The sequence below is a fragment of the Streptomyces sp. NPDC006463 genome, assembly GCF_042870715.1.
Taxonomy (GTDB): Bacteria; Actinomycetota; Actinomycetes; order Streptomycetales; family Streptomycetaceae; genus Streptomyces.
The window spans coordinates 187210-203538 of the sequence record NZ_JBIAHP010000014.1; the positions used below are offsets into that span (position 1 = coordinate 187210).

Consider the following 16329-nt stretch of genomic DNA (forward strand, 5'->3'; position numbering starts at 1 on the left):
CTGCCGTCTTCGGTCTTCGGTCGTCAGTCGCCGGCGCGCTCGGCTTCTCAGCGTAGGGAGGCCGCGGCATCCGGCACATGACACGGATGGACCATTTCCGGATACCGGGCCATGGCCCGATCGCGCCGCCCGCCCCGGCCCACCCCCGCTACTCGGCGATCTTCCCGGCGTAAATGTCCCTGCTTGCGGGCAATACGACGGTCACCGGCGTCCCGAATCCGTACAGCAGTGTGGTCGACGAGACATCGATCACGCCATTGTTGACGTACGTGAAGCGGTGGCGGACCTTCCGCAGCCGCCCCTCCTCGTCCAGGTACGCGTCGAACGGAACGGTGTCCGTGCTGAACCCTTTCGCCGCCGCCTCCAGTGCCCCCCTGGCCTCCGGTGACGCACTTCCCGCGGCCCGCCCGATGTCCGTGGTCCCCCGGTAGTGCCGCACCTTGGTGCCGGCCACCTCGGTCTCCCCCACGTACGTGACCTCCCGCACGCCCCGCAGCAGTTCGGCCGCGATCAGCGGATCGGTGGCTCCGCCCGTGACCAGGTTCCCGTCGGCGAGGGCAGTCGTGTCGACCCGGACCCACTTGTCGTCGGGGACGCCCGCGCCCCGGTTCTTCATGTAGAGCGCGCCCGGCACCAGCAGCTCGGTGATGGGCCGGTGCTCGGCCTTGCCCTTCACGTCTGCGGGCAGCATGACCAGCAGCTGGCCCATCCGGTTCTTGAAGTCGACGCCGCCCTCGCCGCGGATCGTGACCCGCGTGCCGCCGGTGGCCATCTCCATGGCCGTACGGGCCTGGGCGCTGCCCGTCCTCGCGAGCGCGTCGGCGGCCCCGCGGACCACCGCCGCCGCGTCCGCCGGGGGCCGGTCGTCGCTCGCACCGCCGACCGCGCAGCCGCTCAGCGCCCAGGCCGCCAGGGTGACCCCGGCGGCGAGCAGCGCCCCACCCGCACGTCCGCGCGGCCGCCTGTGCTGGTGAACCACCATCGCCTGCCAACCCCCAACGCGTGACCGTTGCTTGCCCGAGGCCCCCACCCGCTCCGCTTAACGAGGTCAGCGGTTTCCCGTCACGGCCCGAACACCTCCCCGGCCCGCGTCCGGCCCGGGTACGGTGGTGGGGTGGAACCGCACACCAAAGCGACCCTGGCTCCTCCGCTTGCCTCCTCCGTGCCGCTCCAGCCGCCGCGGCCCGCCCCGGAAGGCTCGGCGCCGCCACCGCAGCCGCCGCAACAGCCCACCGCACACTCCACCTCCACCGCCGACCGCGGCTCGTTCTGCCTGGCCGTCTGCAGTTGCGGATGGACCGGGCCGGCCCGCCGCTCCCGCGATCTGGCGCGCAGGGACGCCTCCCGGCACCCGGCGGGGGAACGGGCGTAGAGGGGGGTCGCCCGTTCGGACGGCCCAGCTGGCCGGGGCGCCGCGCAGCGGATGCCCTTGACTCATGTCAGGACCCGCAGCCCGCCCCGCGGCCCTCCTCTGGGCCCTGTTCGTCGCTCTCGACATCCTGGGGGCGACGGCCGCCACGGCCTGGGCCCGGCCCGTGGGCTCGGCGGACGGACCGGGCGACGTGGCACTGGCCATCGGGCTGACGGCCGTGGCGGCCGTGGGCACCGGGCTGTGGCTGCGCTCCCACCACCGCCGCAGCGACCACCCGGACGGGCCGGGTACGCGGCGCGTCGAGGGCGGCGACCCGTGACGACGCCCAGGAACCGTCCTACTGCGGTGCGCATCTGCTTCGGGGTGGCGGGGCTGTGCCTGCTTGCGGCCCTGCTGCTCGCCGTATGGAAGTCGTACGCCCACGCCTGAGCGGCCCGCGCACAGGCCAGAGGTCAGGACATCACGGGCACCAGGGGGCCGGGGGCTTCAGGCGGCGAGGTCGCTCTCGTGCGTGCGCTGCCCGGCCGGCGGGGTCTGCGGCTGTGCCAGGCCGACGGGCCGCGGCCAGCTCCGGCCCTTGGCCCGTACGAGACGGCCCAGGCGCGGCGAGCCGGCCACCGCCCGCACCACCGGGGTCAGCAACGCCATCGCGAGCGGCGCGAGGACCAGGACCACTGCGGTGCCGAGCGCGAACCCGCCGATCACGTCGGTGGGGTAGTGGACGCCCGTGTACACACGGCACACCCCCTCGGCGAAGGCCAGCCCGATGCCGATCAGGCCGAGTCTGCGGCTGGCCACGAACAGGCCGACGCCCAGGGCCATCGCGAGGGTGGCGTGATCGCTGACGAAGGAGAACTCCGGCTGCGCGAGGTGGGCGCCGAGGCGGGGATCGAGGGCGGGTTCGAGTACCTGCAGTCCCTCGTGCTGGAGGAACGGCCGCGGCCGCCCGACCAGTTCGCGCAGCGGCACGTTCACGAGCAGCGCCAGCGCGGCGGCCAGCGGGGCCCAGACCAGCGCGGCGAAGGACTCCACGGCCGTGCTCTCGTCCTGGTGGCGGGCACCGTGCCAGCACCACAGGACCAGGAGGACCAGGGCCAGCGGGATCCCGTACTCACCGGCCAGGACCACGGTCCGGTCCAGCCAGTCCGGGGCGTGCCGAGCCGCTCCGTTGATCTCGTACAGCAGGCTGACATCCACGTTCGGCCCACCGGTTGTGAGTCCAGCCATGGTGATGCGGCCCCTTGCCCTTGCCGTGGTTCGCCTGCGGGCGCACGCCGGTGTGCGCCCCTTCGACCCCCGTTTTGATCAACCCCCGCGTCCATGGAACGCCCGTTCTGGCGACTACGTTCCACTCTCCACCGAATGATCACTCCAACGTTATCGAAGAGAGACTCGTCGTCGCAGCTCAGGGCCTTTGCCTTACGGGGCGTTACTGAGGCGCCTTGCTCGCCGCCGCACGCTCCGGAAGGGCCTGCGCGCCGTCCTTGGTCACGCGCGTCGCACCGAAGTAGTCGGGCGTGTCGATCTTGTCGAAGCGGATGACGGCGCCGGTGTAAGGGGCGTTGATCATATAGCCGCCACCCACGTACAGCCCGACGTGCCGGATCTCCCGGGAGTTCGTCAGATCGTCGGAGAAGAACACCAGGTCACCGGGGAGCAGTTGGTCGCGCGAAGGATGCGGACCGGCGTTGTACTGGTCGTTCGCCACGCGCGGCAGCTCGATCCCCACCGTCTCGTACGCGGCCTTGGTCAGCCCCGAGCAGTCGAACCGCCCGTCCTGGTCGGGCGTTCCGTTGCCGCCCCACAGGTACGGGGTGCCGAGCTGCTTCTGCGCGAAGTAGATGGCCCCGGCCGCCTGTTGCGACGGCGCGACCCGGCCGACGGGCCGCTCGAAGCTCTTCGCCAGCGTCGTGATCGTCTTCACGTAGCCCTGGGTCTCCTTGTACGGCGGCACGCCCGCGTACTTGATGACCGCGTAGGCACCCGCGTTGTAGGCCGCGAGCATGTTGGACGCCGCGTCACCCGGTACGCTCGCCACGTCCTTGGCCAGCTCGCAGTCGTACGAGGCCGCCGAGGGGATCGCGTCGTTCGGGTCCCAGATGTCCCGGTCCCCGTCGCCGTCACCGTCGATGCCGTGCCCCGCCCAGGTACCCGGGATGAACTGCGCGATCCCGCGCGCGTCGGCGGGACTGACGGCGCTCGGGTTCCAGCCGCTCTCGGAATACAGCTGCGCGGCGAGCAGCGGCGGACTGATGGCCGGGCAGAGATTGCCCCATTTCTCCACCAGCGCCTGGTACTTGGCGGGGACCGCCCCCTTCGCGAGGCCGACGGCCCGACCGCCCGCCCCCGCACCCACCAGGCCCGCAGCCGCGGAGTACGTCCCCACGACGAGCAGCACCACGAAGGTCAGACACAGTCCGATCCCGATCCCGCCGGCCATCCAGAATCTACGCACCCGTCAACCCTCCCCCATTCACGTCACTTCAACGTGTGATTCGGCCGTGTCGCAGTCGTACTACCCCACACGGAAGCCCGAACAGGCGATGCCCGCGCACTTCGTGGAGTCATCCTCGACGCGGCAGAAGACCACAGTCCAGTCCGCACGACCGGCGGCCGGGGGCACGGCGGCCCGGCCGCGCGCCCGGGCCGGCCGCTACCTGGGGGCGACGAAAAGGCTCTGCGCGCTGCGCCCGATGGGACCCTTCTCGTCGTGGAGCCGGGCGTCGACGAGACCGATGCCGGCCGCGTCCACACTCGTACGGGACTCCACGCAGGCCCATTCGCCGACCGGATGGCGGTGCAGGTGGACCGTCAGGTCGCCGTTGACGAACACGAACCGGCCGAAGTCCATCACCGAGCTGATGCCGTTGCCGGAGTCGGCGGCGATCAGCACCCGGTCCAGCGGACGGATCTCCTCCCCGGCGACGAGCGGCACCCTCATCCGCATCCAGCAGGTGCCGGGGCCGAGCTCCACGAAGGCGCCCTCGGTGAAGCGGGCTTCCATGGCGGTGTGGTAGCCGGTGTCCCACGGCACCGGGAAGAAGGGCGTGACCACGGCCTCCCCCGGCGTCGGCAGCTGCGGCCCCGGCACCACGGCCGGCACCGCCTCCTCGGCCACCCGGATCCGCAGGGCACGCGCCAGCATCACCGGGGCGTCCGCGCCCTCCGGAGTGAGCGCGGCCTCCACGACCTCCGTACCGCGCCCGGCCCGCAGCACGCTGGTGGTGATCTCCAGCCCGCCGATCGGCACCGGACGCAGGATCTCGTACGTGATCCGGGCGATCCGCATGTCCGCGCGCGCACCCGGCCGCTCCTCGACGGCCCGGCCGAGCAGGGCCGCAGGCGGACCGGCGTGCTGCGAGCCCGGGTCCCACGGCCCGCGCGTGTACTCGGTGGCGGTGAGCCGCCCGGTGTCCACCCGTTCGAAGAACCCCTCGACAGCACCCATACCCCGCACGCTACCGACAGGTAACCAGGGATACCAGCCCCGCGCCGGGCGGCCGCCGGCCTGGCGTCGCCCGCTCACCCGCCCGCTCACCGCCCGCCCGCCGTCCGCTCAGCGTGCGAATCCCAGCCCCACCCCCAGCCCCACCAGCACCGATCCGATGGCCCGGTTCAGCGTCTTCTGCGCCTTCAGCATCCGGTCCCGCAGCCGGGAGTTCGAGAAGAACAGCGCGACCGCCCCGAACCAGCCCAAGTGCGCCGCCGACATGAACAGCCCGTAGCCCGCCTGCTGCCACACCGGCGTGTCCGGGCCGACCACCTGCGTGAACGTCGACACCACGAACAGCGTCGTCTTCGGGTTCAGCACATTGGTCAAGAACCCCGACCGCATCGCCCCCAGCGGCGTCAGCCCCGGCCCGGACTCCAGGTCCACGGCCACCTCGGTCCGCGCCCGGAAGGTGCGGATCCCGATCCACACCAGGTAGGCCGCACCCGCCAGCTTGATCACGGTGAACAGCGCGGTGGAGGAGGCGATCAGCAGCCCGACCCCGAGCATCGTGTACGAGACGTGCACCAGGACCCCGGCCGCGACCCCCGCGGCGGCGAACAGCCCGGTGGGCCGCCCGTAGAGGTAGCTGTTGCGGACCACCATGGCGAAATCGGCGCCGGGACTGATCACGGCGAGAAGGGTGATGACGGCGACTGCAATCACTTCTGTCATACCGGCATGCTCACCGGGCCGGGCTTTTCGATCAACACCGTTCGCCGTGCGGATACTTGAGAGATGACCTTCCCGTACCTGCTCTCCCTGTACCCCTACCGGCCCGCCGAGGACGCCCCGCTGCTGCGCGCGTGGGTGACCACCCCCGCCGAGCTGATGACCTGGGCGGGCCCGTCCTTCACCTGGCCCCTGGACGACGCCCAGCTCGCCGCCTACGCCGCCGAGCCCGGCCGCCACATCTGGACCGCCGTGACCCCCGACAAGTACCGCGTCGGCCACGTCTCGGTGGCCGGCACCCGCCTCGGCCGCGTGCTGATCGCCCCCGACACCCGCGACATGGGCTACGGCCGGGCCCTGGTCGCCCAGGCCGTCGAACTCTGCTTCGGCGAGCTGGGCCTGCCGGAACTGAGCCTCGGCGTCTGGGCCCACAACACCGCGGCGATCCGCATCTACGAGCAGCTCGGATTCCGCACCGAGGAGATCATCGAGGACGTCGAGGAGGTCGACGGCGTCCGCTGGACCGCTCTCCAGATGCGGCTCACCGCCCCCGAGAGGTGACAATGGACGACGTGTCCAGTACCCCCGCCGCCCTGCCCGCCCTGCCCGTCCTGCAAGCCGACTGCGCGAACTGCTTCGCACTGTGCTGCGTCGCCCTGCCCTTCGCCAAGTCCAACGACTTCGCCGTGGACAAGCCCGCCGGAACCCCCTGCAAGAACCTCCGGGAGGACTTCCGCTGCGGCATCCACACCCGGCTGCGCGACTCGGGCTTCCAGGGCTGCACCGTCTTCGACTGCTTCGGCGCGGGCCAGCAGGTCTCCCAGGTCACCTTCGGCGGACGCGACTGGCGCTCCGACCCCGGCACGGCCCGCCGGATGTTCGACGCCTTCCCCGTGATGCGGCAGCTGCACGAGCTCCTCTTCTACCTCGCCGAGGCCCTGACCCTCCCCGACGCCGCCCCGGTCCACGCGCAGCTGCGCGACGCGCTCGCGGAGACCGAAGCGTGGACGCGCGCCGAAGCCCAGGCCCTCGCGGACCTCGACGTGGGCGCGCTGCGCCAGAAGATCAACACCCTGCTGCTGAAGACCAGCGAGCTCGTACGGGCCAAGGTGCCGGGCCGCAAGAAGAACCACCGCGGCGCCGACCTGATGGGCGCCCGTCTCTCCGGCGCGGACCTGCGCGGCGCGAACCTCCGGGGCGCCTACCTGATCGCCGCCGACCTCAGCCGCGCCGACCTCCGTACGGCCGACCTGATCGGGGCGGACTTCCGCGACGCCAACCTCCGCGGCGCGGACCTCCGCGGCGCCGTCTTCCTCACCCAGCCCCAGCTCAACGCGGCCCAGGGCGATCCCACCACCCGCATCCCCTCCTCCCTCACCCGCCCCGCCCACTGGACCTGACGCGCCCCGGCCCCGTCGGCGTTCGAGGCCCGGTGTGGGGGCGGAGCCCCGGCAACGGCGCCGCACGGCCGCCGGACCCGCACCGGCCCGGGGGCCCCGCTCGCACCCGCCTCACACCCGCGCCAGGAACCCCCGCACAGCGGCGTAGAAACCCTCCGGGTCCCCGGCGCGCACCGAATGCCCGGCCGGCAGCTCGACCAGCCGCACCCCGCCCCTGCGCAAGGTCATCTCCCGCGCGTGCTCGGCGGACAGCACCCCGCTCCGGTCCCCCCGCACCAGCAGCGTCGGCTGCCGCACCGCCAGCCAGTCAGCCCAGTGGTCCCCGTTCAGCGCCCGCTGCGACTCCACCACGTCCTCGACGTCGCTCGCGGTCCCCCACCCGTCCGCGTACTCCCGAAGGACACCCGCCAGGTGCGGCGCCGCGCTCCCCACCCCCGCCAGGAACCCCGCCCGGGTCGCGGCCCGCCTCGGCCACTCCCGCGCGTACGACAGGTCGTCCTCGACCACCGCCCCGATGTCCTCGACCACCACCGCCCGCACCAGATCCGGCCGCCGCGCCGCGAGCTGGTACGCGTTGACCCCGCCCAGCGAGTGCCCCACGACCACTGCGGGCCCCAGCCCCAGGTGCTCCAGGACGGCCGCCGCGTCCGCCACGTACCCCTCCCGCGTGTATTCCGCGGCCCGGTCCGACGCCCCGTGCCCCCGCTGGTCGAGGCCGATCACCCGCCACGCCGGTCCCACCTCCCGGGCCAGCTCCTCGAAGCCGCTGCCGTCCTGGAAGTGCCCGTGCAGCGCGAGCAGCGGCGCCCCCGGCCCGCCGAAGTCCGTGTACACCAGCCGCCGCCCGTCCGCCGTCTCCATCACACCGGGCAGCGGCCCCAGCTTGTCGATGACCCGCCTGCGCAGCAGCTGGTACTCCTCCCAGCGCCTCGACAGCCGCCCCGGCGGCCGCTTCACGACCCGCCCCGGCGTCACGGTCTCGCCCCGCCGGAACTGCTCCCGCGTCAGGTCGATCCGTATCCCCCCGGGCAGCTGGTTCCACCAGTGGTACCCCTCCTGCCGGCCCTCGTGGAACACCTCGCCCAACACCAGCTCCCCGCCCAAGATGTCCTGCACGACCACGGCGGTGATGTCGCACTGCCCCCAGGACGGATTCTCGGCCGTCCAGGAGATCCCCGTGATGCCGGCCGGCTCACTGGTCTGCGCCGACCATCCCGCACGGATGGCCGCCTCTACATCGGCAAGGGTCCACGGATACGTCGTCATGCCCGCCAGCCTGCCGGACCCCACTGACAACGCCGCTGCCAACACCACTGACGCGAGGGACGCCACCCCCCGTACGCCGGGACGACAATCATTGCCCGGCGTCACACCCCGTGATACACAGAGTGACCATACGTTCTTTCGCATACTCACCGCCCCTGCCCAGGTCAGAGCGCAGCGGCGGGGCGCGGACCGGAGGATCGGGTAAAGAGAGCCGTCAAGTCGACGACGGCGGCGGTTTCATCAGCGAAGATAGTGCGTGACCCCTGCCGTCGGGCACGGGCTTTCGGAACTACCCATACAGGGGCGGTGAGTTACATGATCCTGGCAGCCGAAAAGGGCGACATCACCACCATCATCGGCGGAATCGCCCCGAACTGGGGGCCGTTCGGCAGTCTCGGCAACGAAGCGAAGGTCATGATCGAGGTGGTCATGGCCGTGGCGATCCTCCTCTGCCTCGGCATCGCCATCTGGGGCGCGGCCAAGCAGCGCATCGGCGCGACCGCCCTGCGCGACACGTTCAGCGCGGAACAGGGCAAGGGCCTGATCGTGGCCGGCCTCACGGGCGTCTTCATCATCGGCTCCCTGGGCACCCTCTTCACCATCGTCTACGGAATGGCCGTCTAGCGGGCCACCGCGGCCGTACTTGATGAGGAATCACCACACCGCGCCTACGCGGGAACGAGGGGGCCGAAACGGAATGAGCAACGACGACCAGTACGGCGGCACGGGCCAGACCCGTACCCGCCTCCCGGACTCCGCCGCCGACCCGTACGGCCCCACCCGCCGCACCCCCCGCACCTCCCGCAGCCTGATCACGGTGGTCGGCGTGGTCGTCCTCCTGATCGCCGCCATCGCGTTCGCGAACCAGGGCCCGGACACCCCGCAATCCCCCACGGCGGACAAGCCCCCGACCACGACCTCCACGGCAGCCACGGGCACGGACCCGGTCACGGGCAAGACCTCGGGCATCCCCAAGGGCTTCGCCCACGACGAACAGGGAGCCCAGTCGGCGGCCGCCAACTACTCGGTCGCACTTGTTTCCGCGGACATCCTGAAGCCACAGATGCGGCGTCAGATCGTCCGCCAGGTCTTTGTCGCGGACAAGGTGTCCGAGCTCGAGGCCCGGCTCGATCAGGCATACGGCAAGCCCTTCCTGGACCAGGCCGGACTCGACGCCAACGGGAATGCGGCGCAAGGCCTGACGTACATCTCGCGGACCGTACCGGTCGGCACCAAGACGACCAAGTACTCCGACAGCTCCGCGTCCATCGACGTGTGGTGTACAGGCGTGTTCGGCACCGCAGGTGTCGGCTCGACCAACCCGGTCAGCAACGACTGGTTCACCATGACGCTGACTCTCCGGTGGGTGGAGAACGACTGGAAGGTCGAGAGCTTCGCCCAGAAAGACGGGCCGGCCCCGGTCCACACGGACCGCACAGCCTCCACCGCCGAGGACATCACAAAGGCTGCAACGGAGTTCGGAGGGTTCACCTATGCCCGGTAGCCGCACCCTCCGCCTCCTCGGGGCCCTGGCCGCTGTACAGACGACAGCTGTGCTCCTGTCGGCGCGCGCCTTCGCCGCACCCACCCCATCGCCGTCCCCATCCGCCTCGCAGCCCAATGACAACCGGTGCGACCTGATCGTGGGCCCAGCCAAGGACTACTGCGAGCGCGGCAGCGGAGCCTCCGGCCAAGCCCCCCGTACCGGCCTCGCGCCCAGCGACCCCTCCGACGCCCTCAACCCCCTCGCCTCCCTAGCCAAGGGCTGCGCCGACGCCGCAGCCTGGATCGTCGGCAAGCTCAGCGAAGCGGTCAAGGGCAGCGCCAACGTCGACTTCACCAACCCCGCCTTCCTCAAGCAGTACGCCGTCGTCTTCGCCGCCTCCACCATCCTGACCCTCGTCCTCTGGCTCTTCGCCGTCGCCAAGCGAGCCGTCCGCGGCGTCCCCCTCACCACCGCCCTCTCCGAAGCCGTCGGCTTCCTCTGGCTCACCGTCCTCGCCTCCGCCTTCACCCCCCTGATCCTCTACACCGTCGTCTCCGCCACCGACGGCGTCACCGAGGTCATCGCCGCCGCCAGCGGCGGCCAGACCGACGTCTTCTTCGGCTCCTTCTCCGAGGCCCTCAAGAAGGGCGACGACATCGGCGGCGGCCCGATCATGCTGATCGTCGTCGCCCTCGTCACCGTCCTCGCCGCCGGCATCCTGTTCCTGGAACTCTTCATCCGGGCCGCCCTCCTCTACGTCGGCGCCCTCCTCGGCGTCGTCGTCTACGCGGGCCTGGTCGACCGGAACCTCTGGGGCCACGTCCGCCGCTGGGCCGGCATCATGATCGCCGTCATCCTCGTGAAGCCGGTCATCGTCATCGTCCTCGGCCTCGCCGGAGCCCTCGCCGGCGAAAAGGGCCAGGGCGCCTTCTCCGCCGTCGTCACCGGCCTCGCGATCATCCTCTTGGCGATCTTCGCCTCCGCGATGATCTACCGCTTCGTCCCCGGCTTCGGCGACGAGATCGCCTCCGCCCGCTCCAACCGCAGCAAGGCCACCGACGGCGCCCAGGCCGCCGCCGTCATCAGCTCCCCGGCCTCCCTCGTCTCGCAGGGCATCAAGACCCACAGCAGCCGCGGCGCCCACCGCGGCGGCGACGGCGGCGCGGGCAGCGCGCCCCGCCCCGCCAACCCCATCTCCGGAGGCGTGGCCGCCCACAGCAGCCGCCCCACCTCCGGCGGCGGATCCGGCGGCGGATCTGTCCCCTCCGCCGCACCCCCGCCCCGCACGAGTTCGAGCACGAGGAACACAGGAGGTGACGGGCGTTGACGACCCAGTCCCACCAGCTGCACCCGGTCGCGCCCCGCCGCACGTATCTCATCGGCCGGGCCCGGCCGAACGCGATCGTCGGCAAGAACCGCGAGACCGGCGAGATCGCCCTGATCATCGTGGGGGCCTTCTTCGGCATGATGAGCGGACTTCTCGTCCCCGACCTCACCCTGCGCATCGTCAGCCTCGCCGGCTTCCCCATGCTCGCGCTCGCCGCCGTGTACGTCCCGTACAAGGGCCGCACCTTCTACCGCTGGTTCGAGATCAGCCGCAGCTACAAGCGCACCCTGCGCCGCGGTACGACCTACCGCTCCGGCGCCATGGAAGCCGGCGTACGAGGCTCCGACGGCCGCGAGGTCGAGGTCGGTCCGCCCCCGGGCATCGGCCGCATCAGCTGGCTCGCCGCTCCCTTCGGCCCCGACGAGATCGCCGTCCTCCTCCACGCCGACCGCAGAACGGTCACCGCAGCCATCGAGATCGAGGGCCCCGGCGTCGGCCTGCGCGACAGCGAGGACCAAGAAGCCCTCGTCGACCGCTTCGGCACCCTCCTCAAGCACGTGGCCAACGGCGACGGCTTCGTCACCCGCATCCAGATGCTCGCCCGTACGCTCCCCGCCGACCCCGACGCACACGCCAAGGACGTCGCCCAGCGCGGCGACACCCAGGCCCCCGGCTGGCTGCGCGAGTCCTACGACCAGCTCCAGTCGATGGTGTCGACCTCCTCCGAGCAGCACCGCGCGTACCTCGTCGCCTGCATGCACTACAACCGCGAACTCGCCGCCGAGGCCCACACCATCGCCCGCGCCGGCACCCCCCACAAGGGCCGCAAGCTCGACCGCGACGCCGGCCTCGCCATCGTCATGGCCCGCGAGCTCACCGACATCTGCGCCCGCCTCGCCGAGGCCGACATCCGCGTCCGCCAACCGCTGGGCCAGGGCCGCCTCGCCTCCCTCGTGCACTCCATGTACGACCCGGACCACCCCATCGACCACATCCAGGCCATGACCAAGCGCAACGCCTGGCCGGCCGAACTCGACGCGGTCGAACCCACCTACCTCCAGGCCAAGACCCGCGAGTCCTCCACCCGCGCCCCCTGGTGCCACGCCACCGCCTGGGTGAAGGAATGGCCGATGACCCCCGTCGGCGTCAACTTCCTCGCCCCCCTCCTCGTCCACACCCCGGACGTCATCCGCACCGTCGCCGTCACCATGGACCTGGAGCCCACCGAGGTGGCCATCGAGCGCATGCTCACGGAGAAGACCAACGACGAGGCCGACGCCTCCCGCGCCGCCAAGATGAACCGGACCGTCGACCCGCGCGACATCGCCGCCCACGGCCGGCTCGACCAAAGAGGTGAAGATCTCGCCAGCGGTGCAGCGGGAGTCAACCTCGTCGGGTACATCACGGTGTCCTCGCGTTCGCCCGAAGCACTCGCCCGCGACAAGCGGACCATCCGCGCCTCGGCCGGCAAGTCCTACCTGAAGCTGGAGTGGTGCGACCGCGAGCACCACCGCGCCTTCGTCAACACCCTGCCGTTCGCCACCGGCATCCGACGCTAGCTGGAGGGAAGTGCCGCCCATGCGAGATCCCATGACAGCGCTGACGGACGCCTTCACCAGCTTCCTCTTCGGCAAAGTCGAAACCACGCGCCTGCCCGTACGCACCTCCACCGGGCAGGCGCAGGCCGTCTACCTGCCCACCGCCGCCCCCGGCCTCGGCGACTCCGGCGTCATCATCGGCCGCGAGGTCTACAGCGGCAAGGGCTACATCTACGACCCCTTCCAGCTCTACGGACAGCAGCTCCCGGCACCCCACTGGCTCGTCCTCGGCGAATCCGGCAACGGCAAGTCCGCCCTGGAGAAGACCTACGTACTGCGCCAGCTCCGCTTCAAGGACCGCCAGGTCGTCGTCCTCGACGCCCAGGGCGAAGACGGCGTCGGCGAATGGAACCTCATCGCCCAGCAGCTGGGAATAACCCCCATCCGCCTGGACCCCATCGCCGCCAACGACGCCGGGATCCGACTCAACCCCCTCGACCCGGCGATCACGACGACCGGACAGCTCGCGCTGCTCCGCACCATCATCGAAGTCGCCATGGGCCACGGCCTCGACGAGCGCGCCGGCTTCGCGCTCAAGGTCGCGCACGCCTACGTCGTCGACACGATCCGCGACCGCCAGCCGGTCCTCACCGACATCGTCGACCAACTGCGCCACCCCGAAGCCGAATCCGCCGAAGCCATGAACGTCGACATAGACGACGTCCGGGCCTGGGGCCTCGACGTGGCACTCGTCCTCGACCGCCTCGTCGACGGCGACCTGCGCGGCATGTTCGACGGCCCCACGACCGTCGGCATCGACCTCGACGCCCCACTGATCGTCTTCGACCTCTCCCACATCGACCGCAACTCCATCGCGATGCCGATCCTCATGGCGATCGTCGGCGTCTGGCTGGAGCACACCTGGATCCGGCCCGACCGCAAGAAGCGCATCTTCCTCGTCGAAGAGGCCTGGCACATCATCAACAGCCCCTTCGTCGCCCAGCTGTTCCAGCGCCTCCTGAAGTTCGGCCGCCGCCTCGGCCTGTCCTTCGTCGCGGTCGTCCACCACCTCTCGGACGTCGTCGACGGCGCGGCCGCCCGCGAAGCCGCGGCCATCCTCAAGATGGCCTCCACCCGCACCATCTACGCCCAGAAGGCGGACGAGGCGCGCGCGACCGGCCTCGTACTGGGCCTCCCCCGCTGGGCGGTCGAGATCATCCCGACCCTCACCCCCGGCATCGCCGTATGGGACGTCAACGGCAACGTGCAGGTCGTCAAACACCTCATCACCGAAACCGAACGCCCCCTGGTCTACACGGACCGCGCCATGACCGAGTCCTCCGCCCCCTCCCTGCTCCACGACGACATGCTCGCCGCCGAACTGGAAGCGGAGGAACGCGCCCTGTCCATCGAACGCCGTCGCGGCAACGGCGGCCCGGGTTCCGCGACCACGGTGGCCTGAGCATGCACGACGCAAGACGTACGGAGCCCCGCGCAGCCGGCGGCGTCCCGGACGGCCTGCTGGTCGGCCTCCTGGCCTTCCTCCTCGGCCTCGCCGTGCTGGTCTGGTCCGCCACCGGCCTGGCGGCCTTCTTCGCCAAGGGGGCCTGGCCGGACACGGTCACCTTCTCCCGTACCCCGGGAGCCGTCCGCGCCCTGATAACGCAACCGCACGACGTCCCGGGCGCCTGGCCGGACACCGCCCCGGCGGCCCTGTCCGGCTGGGGCCTGTTCTGGGGCCTGTTCATCAGCCAGCTGCTGGTCATGTTCGTACTCATCGTCTTCGCGATCGGCGTGTTCGCCCGCACCAAGTCCCGCCGCGCCCTGGCCAAACAGGCCGCGGCGGACCACGCGGCACAGCCTCGACCCCGGCATCCGGGACCCGCCCAGCAGCCGGTCCCCGCCACATCCGCCCCCACATCCACCCCTGCAGCCACCCTCGCCGCGCCCGCGGAACCGCCCGCACAACCCGCGGACCCGCAGCTCGCGGCGTCCCCTGCCGGGCCGATGCCTCCGGCCCCCGCACGCGCAGCGGGCCGTACGGCTCCCCCGGCGGACGAGGCCTACCGCTACGGCTTCGGCTGCGCCCCGGCCGCCCCCGCGACCCGGCAGCCCCGTATGGCCTACGGCGGCCCGAACGACAGGTTCCGCGCGGCGGCACAGCGCATCCAGGAGACGGAGGGCGCCGCCCTCATCGTGACCTCCTCCCCCACCCTCTGGGCCGAGACCAAGGACGCCCGGGCCAAACTGGGCCCGGTCCTCGTGTACGACCCGTCGCACCTGTGCGACACCCCGGCCCGCATGCACTGGAACCCGGCAGAGGGCTGCGCCGAGCGCGACACCGCCGCCGCCCGTGCGATCGCCCTGCTGGCCCCCGTACGCCCGCAGGCCCGTCTGGACGCGGCCGTCGCGGACACCGCGGAAACGCTCCTGCGAAGCTGGCTCCAGGCGGCCGCCCTGGACGACCGCCCCTTCAAGCAGCTCCACCGCTGGACCCAGGGAAACGCCGCCCAGGAGCCCGTCCGCATCCTGCGCACCCATCCCCAGGCGGCCCCCGGCGCGGCCGGCGAGCTCGAAAGCGCCCTGACCGCCCACCCCGAACGACGCGAGCAGGCCCAGTACCTGACGGCCCGTGCCCTCACCTGCCTGACCTCGATCCACATCCGTGAGGCCTGCAACCCGAACCGAAGCGATTCCCTCACTCTGGCTTCGTTCCTGGGCGAAGGGGGCAGCCTGTACGTGGTGGGCGAACCTCTGGAAGACCCCCGCACCCACCCGGGTGCGATGCCATTGCTGACCGCACTCGCCGCTCACGTGGTCGAGCACGGCCGTCGCATGGCCGCACGGTCATCCCACGGTCGGCTCGACCCACCACTGTCCCTGATCCTGGAGGACGTGGCGGCCGTGGCCCCCGTCCCCCAGCTCCCGGAACTCCTGACCGACGAGACGCTCCCCCTCCTCGCCCTGTGCCGCAGCCGCGAACAGGCCCGCAGCCGCTGGCCGGATGCGGAGCTCCCGTAAGGCCACTACGTCCTCTACGGCCTCTGGAAGACGAACTCCTGCTCCTCGGCGGACGGATCGCTCGCCAGGGGTACCCGCACTCCGCTGTCCTGGAACCCGACGCGCCGGTAGAAGGCCTGGGCCCGCTCGTTGCGCTCGTGGACGTACAGCCGTACGCGTTCCAGTGCGGGATCCTCCAGCGACCAGGCCCACTCCAGCGCGGCCCGGAACAGTTCCTCCGCCAGCCCGGCACCCCGCCGGCCCTCGCGGACGTAGACGCCGACGATGTGTCCCTGGGTGGTCTCGATCTCGCGGTCGAGGAAGTCGGTGGTCCCCAGCTCCTCGACCAGCACGGTCACGGTCCCGTCCCATACCCCGTCGGGCCCCACGGCCACGAACTGCCGCACGGCCCGCCCGGAAGCCGCACCGGCGGTCCGCTCCTGCCAGAAACTGTCCGGCCGGGCCTCGGCGAGCTCAATCGTGTCGAGGAAGGCGATGGGAGCCGCAGGATCGTAGAGCGAAGCGATCCGCAGCTCCTTGACCTGCTCCCACTCGTCGACGCGTACCGGACGTATCACATGCTGGATATCACTCATAGTCAGTGATCCTAATGAGCGGAGCATGCAGACTTCATCCATATATCCGCTGGGCTGTAAACGCAGAAAAGCCCCGCACCGGACCCGTAAAGGTCTGGTGCGGGGCTTCCGCAATGATTGTTCGGCGGCGTCCTACTCTCCCACAGGGTCCCCCCTGCAGTACCATCGGCGCTGAAAGGCTT

The 16329-nt window shown here is 71.3% G+C and carries 16 protein-coding genes; 9 read left to right on the forward strand and 7 right to left on the reverse strand.

The window, feature by feature from the left end:
- Nucleotides 1–148 precede the first annotated feature (148 nt).
- Nucleotides 149–982: a hypothetical protein gene (locus ACFYOB_RS25755; RefSeq protein WP_388563199.1), complete on the reverse strand. Its 834-nt coding sequence runs from the start codon at nucleotides 980–982 to the stop codon at nucleotides 149–151.
- A gap of 454 nt (nucleotides 983–1436) precedes the next feature.
- Here ACFYOB_RS25755 and ACFYOB_RS25760 point away from each other — a divergent pair, with 454 nt between their 5' ends.
- Nucleotides 1437–1691: a hypothetical protein gene (locus tag ACFYOB_RS25760; RefSeq protein ID WP_388563201.1), complete on the forward strand. Its 255-nt coding sequence runs from the start codon at nucleotides 1437–1439 to the stop codon at nucleotides 1689–1691.
- A 167-nt stretch (nucleotides 1692–1858) separates the two neighbouring features.
- On the opposite strand, the gene ACFYOB_RS25765 is transcribed toward ACFYOB_RS25760, so the two are convergent.
- The 4 genes from ACFYOB_RS25765 to ACFYOB_RS25780 form a co-directional block, all read right to left on the reverse strand.
- The gene (locus ACFYOB_RS25765; protein WP_388563203.1) at nucleotides 1859–2599 is read right to left on the reverse strand and encodes a phosphatase PAP2 family protein; all 741 of its coding nucleotides are present in this window, start codon (nucleotides 2597–2599) and stop codon (nucleotides 1859–1861) included.
- Nucleotides 2600–2801: 202 nt separating this feature from the next.
- Nucleotides 2802–3812, reverse strand: a complete 1011-nt coding sequence (locus ACFYOB_RS25770) for an NlpC/P60 family protein (RefSeq protein WP_388563246.1) — start codon at nucleotides 3810–3812, stop codon at nucleotides 2802–2804.
- Nucleotides 3813–4025: 213 nt separating this feature from the next.
- Nucleotides 4026–4820 (reverse strand): thioesterase family protein, encoded by a 795-nt coding sequence (locus tag ACFYOB_RS25775; protein WP_388563205.1) that lies wholly within the window; start codon nucleotides 4818–4820, stop codon nucleotides 4026–4028.
- Between the two features lie 108 nt (nucleotides 4821–4928).
- The gene (locus ACFYOB_RS25780; RefSeq protein WP_388563207.1) at nucleotides 4929–5537 is read right to left on the reverse strand and encodes a LysE family translocator; all 609 of its coding nucleotides are present in this window, start codon (nucleotides 5535–5537) and stop codon (nucleotides 4929–4931) included.
- Between the two features lie 63 nt (nucleotides 5538–5600).
- Here ACFYOB_RS25780 and ACFYOB_RS25785 point away from each other — a divergent pair, with 63 nt between their 5' ends.
- Complete coding sequence (locus ACFYOB_RS25785; RefSeq protein WP_388563209.1) at nucleotides 5601–6095, forward strand: GNAT family N-acetyltransferase; 495 nt, start codon at nucleotides 5601–5603, stop codon at nucleotides 6093–6095.
- A gap of 2 nt (nucleotides 6096–6097) precedes the next feature.
- Nucleotides 6098–6934 (forward strand): pentapeptide repeat-containing protein, encoded by an 837-nt coding sequence (locus tag ACFYOB_RS25790; protein WP_388563211.1) that lies wholly within the window; start codon nucleotides 6098–6100, stop codon nucleotides 6932–6934.
- A gap of 111 nt (nucleotides 6935–7045) precedes the next feature.
- Here the strand turns inward: ACFYOB_RS25790 and ACFYOB_RS25795 are convergent, their stop codons facing one another.
- Nucleotides 7046–8200 (reverse strand): alpha/beta fold hydrolase, encoded by a 1155-nt coding sequence (locus ACFYOB_RS25795; protein ID WP_388563213.1) that lies wholly within the window; start codon nucleotides 8198–8200, stop codon nucleotides 7046–7048.
- Nucleotides 8201–8515: 315 nt separating this feature from the next.
- Here ACFYOB_RS25795 and ACFYOB_RS25800 point away from each other — a divergent pair, with 315 nt between their 5' ends.
- The 6 genes from ACFYOB_RS25800 (at nucleotide 8516) to ACFYOB_RS25825 (ending at nucleotide 15572) form a co-directional block, all read left to right on the forward strand.
- Nucleotides 8516–8824 carry a hypothetical protein gene (locus ACFYOB_RS25800; protein ID WP_008742356.1) on the forward strand — a complete coding sequence of 103 codons (309 nt, stop codon included), beginning with the start codon at nucleotides 8516–8518 and terminating at the stop codon, nucleotides 8822–8824.
- 73 nt (nucleotides 8825–8897) lie between these two features.
- Complete coding sequence (locus ACFYOB_RS25805; RefSeq protein ID WP_388563215.1) at nucleotides 8898–9704, forward strand: hypothetical protein; 807 nt, start codon at nucleotides 8898–8900, stop codon at nucleotides 9702–9704.
- Complete coding sequence (locus ACFYOB_RS25810; protein WP_388563217.1) at nucleotides 9694–11013, forward strand: hypothetical protein; 1320 nt, start codon at nucleotides 9694–9696, stop codon at nucleotides 11011–11013. Before ACFYOB_RS25805 ends, ACFYOB_RS25810 begins: the two co-directional genes overlap by 11 nt.
- Nucleotides 11010–12572, forward strand: a complete 1563-nt coding sequence (locus ACFYOB_RS25815) for an SCO6880 family protein (RefSeq protein WP_388563219.1) — start codon at nucleotides 11010–11012, stop codon at nucleotides 12570–12572. Before ACFYOB_RS25810 ends, ACFYOB_RS25815 begins: the two co-directional genes overlap by 4 nt.
- A gap of 19 nt (nucleotides 12573–12591) precedes the next feature.
- The gene (locus ACFYOB_RS25820; protein ID WP_388563221.1) at nucleotides 12592–14013 is read left to right on the forward strand and encodes an ATP-binding protein; all 1422 of its coding nucleotides are present in this window, start codon (nucleotides 12592–12594) and stop codon (nucleotides 14011–14013) included.
- Nucleotides 14014–14015: 2 nt separating this feature from the next.
- Nucleotides 14016–15572: a type VI secretion protein gene (locus tag ACFYOB_RS25825; RefSeq protein ID WP_388563223.1), complete on the forward strand. Its 1557-nt coding sequence runs from the start codon at nucleotides 14016–14018 to the stop codon at nucleotides 15570–15572.
- 14 nt (nucleotides 15573–15586) lie between these two features.
- Here the strand turns inward: ACFYOB_RS25825 and ACFYOB_RS25830 are convergent, their stop codons facing one another.
- A complete protein-coding gene (locus ACFYOB_RS25830) occupies nucleotides 15587–16138 on the reverse strand; it encodes a GNAT family N-acetyltransferase (RefSeq protein WP_388563248.1) in 552 nt (183 codons plus the stop codon).
- Nucleotides 16139–16329 lie beyond the last annotated feature (191 nt).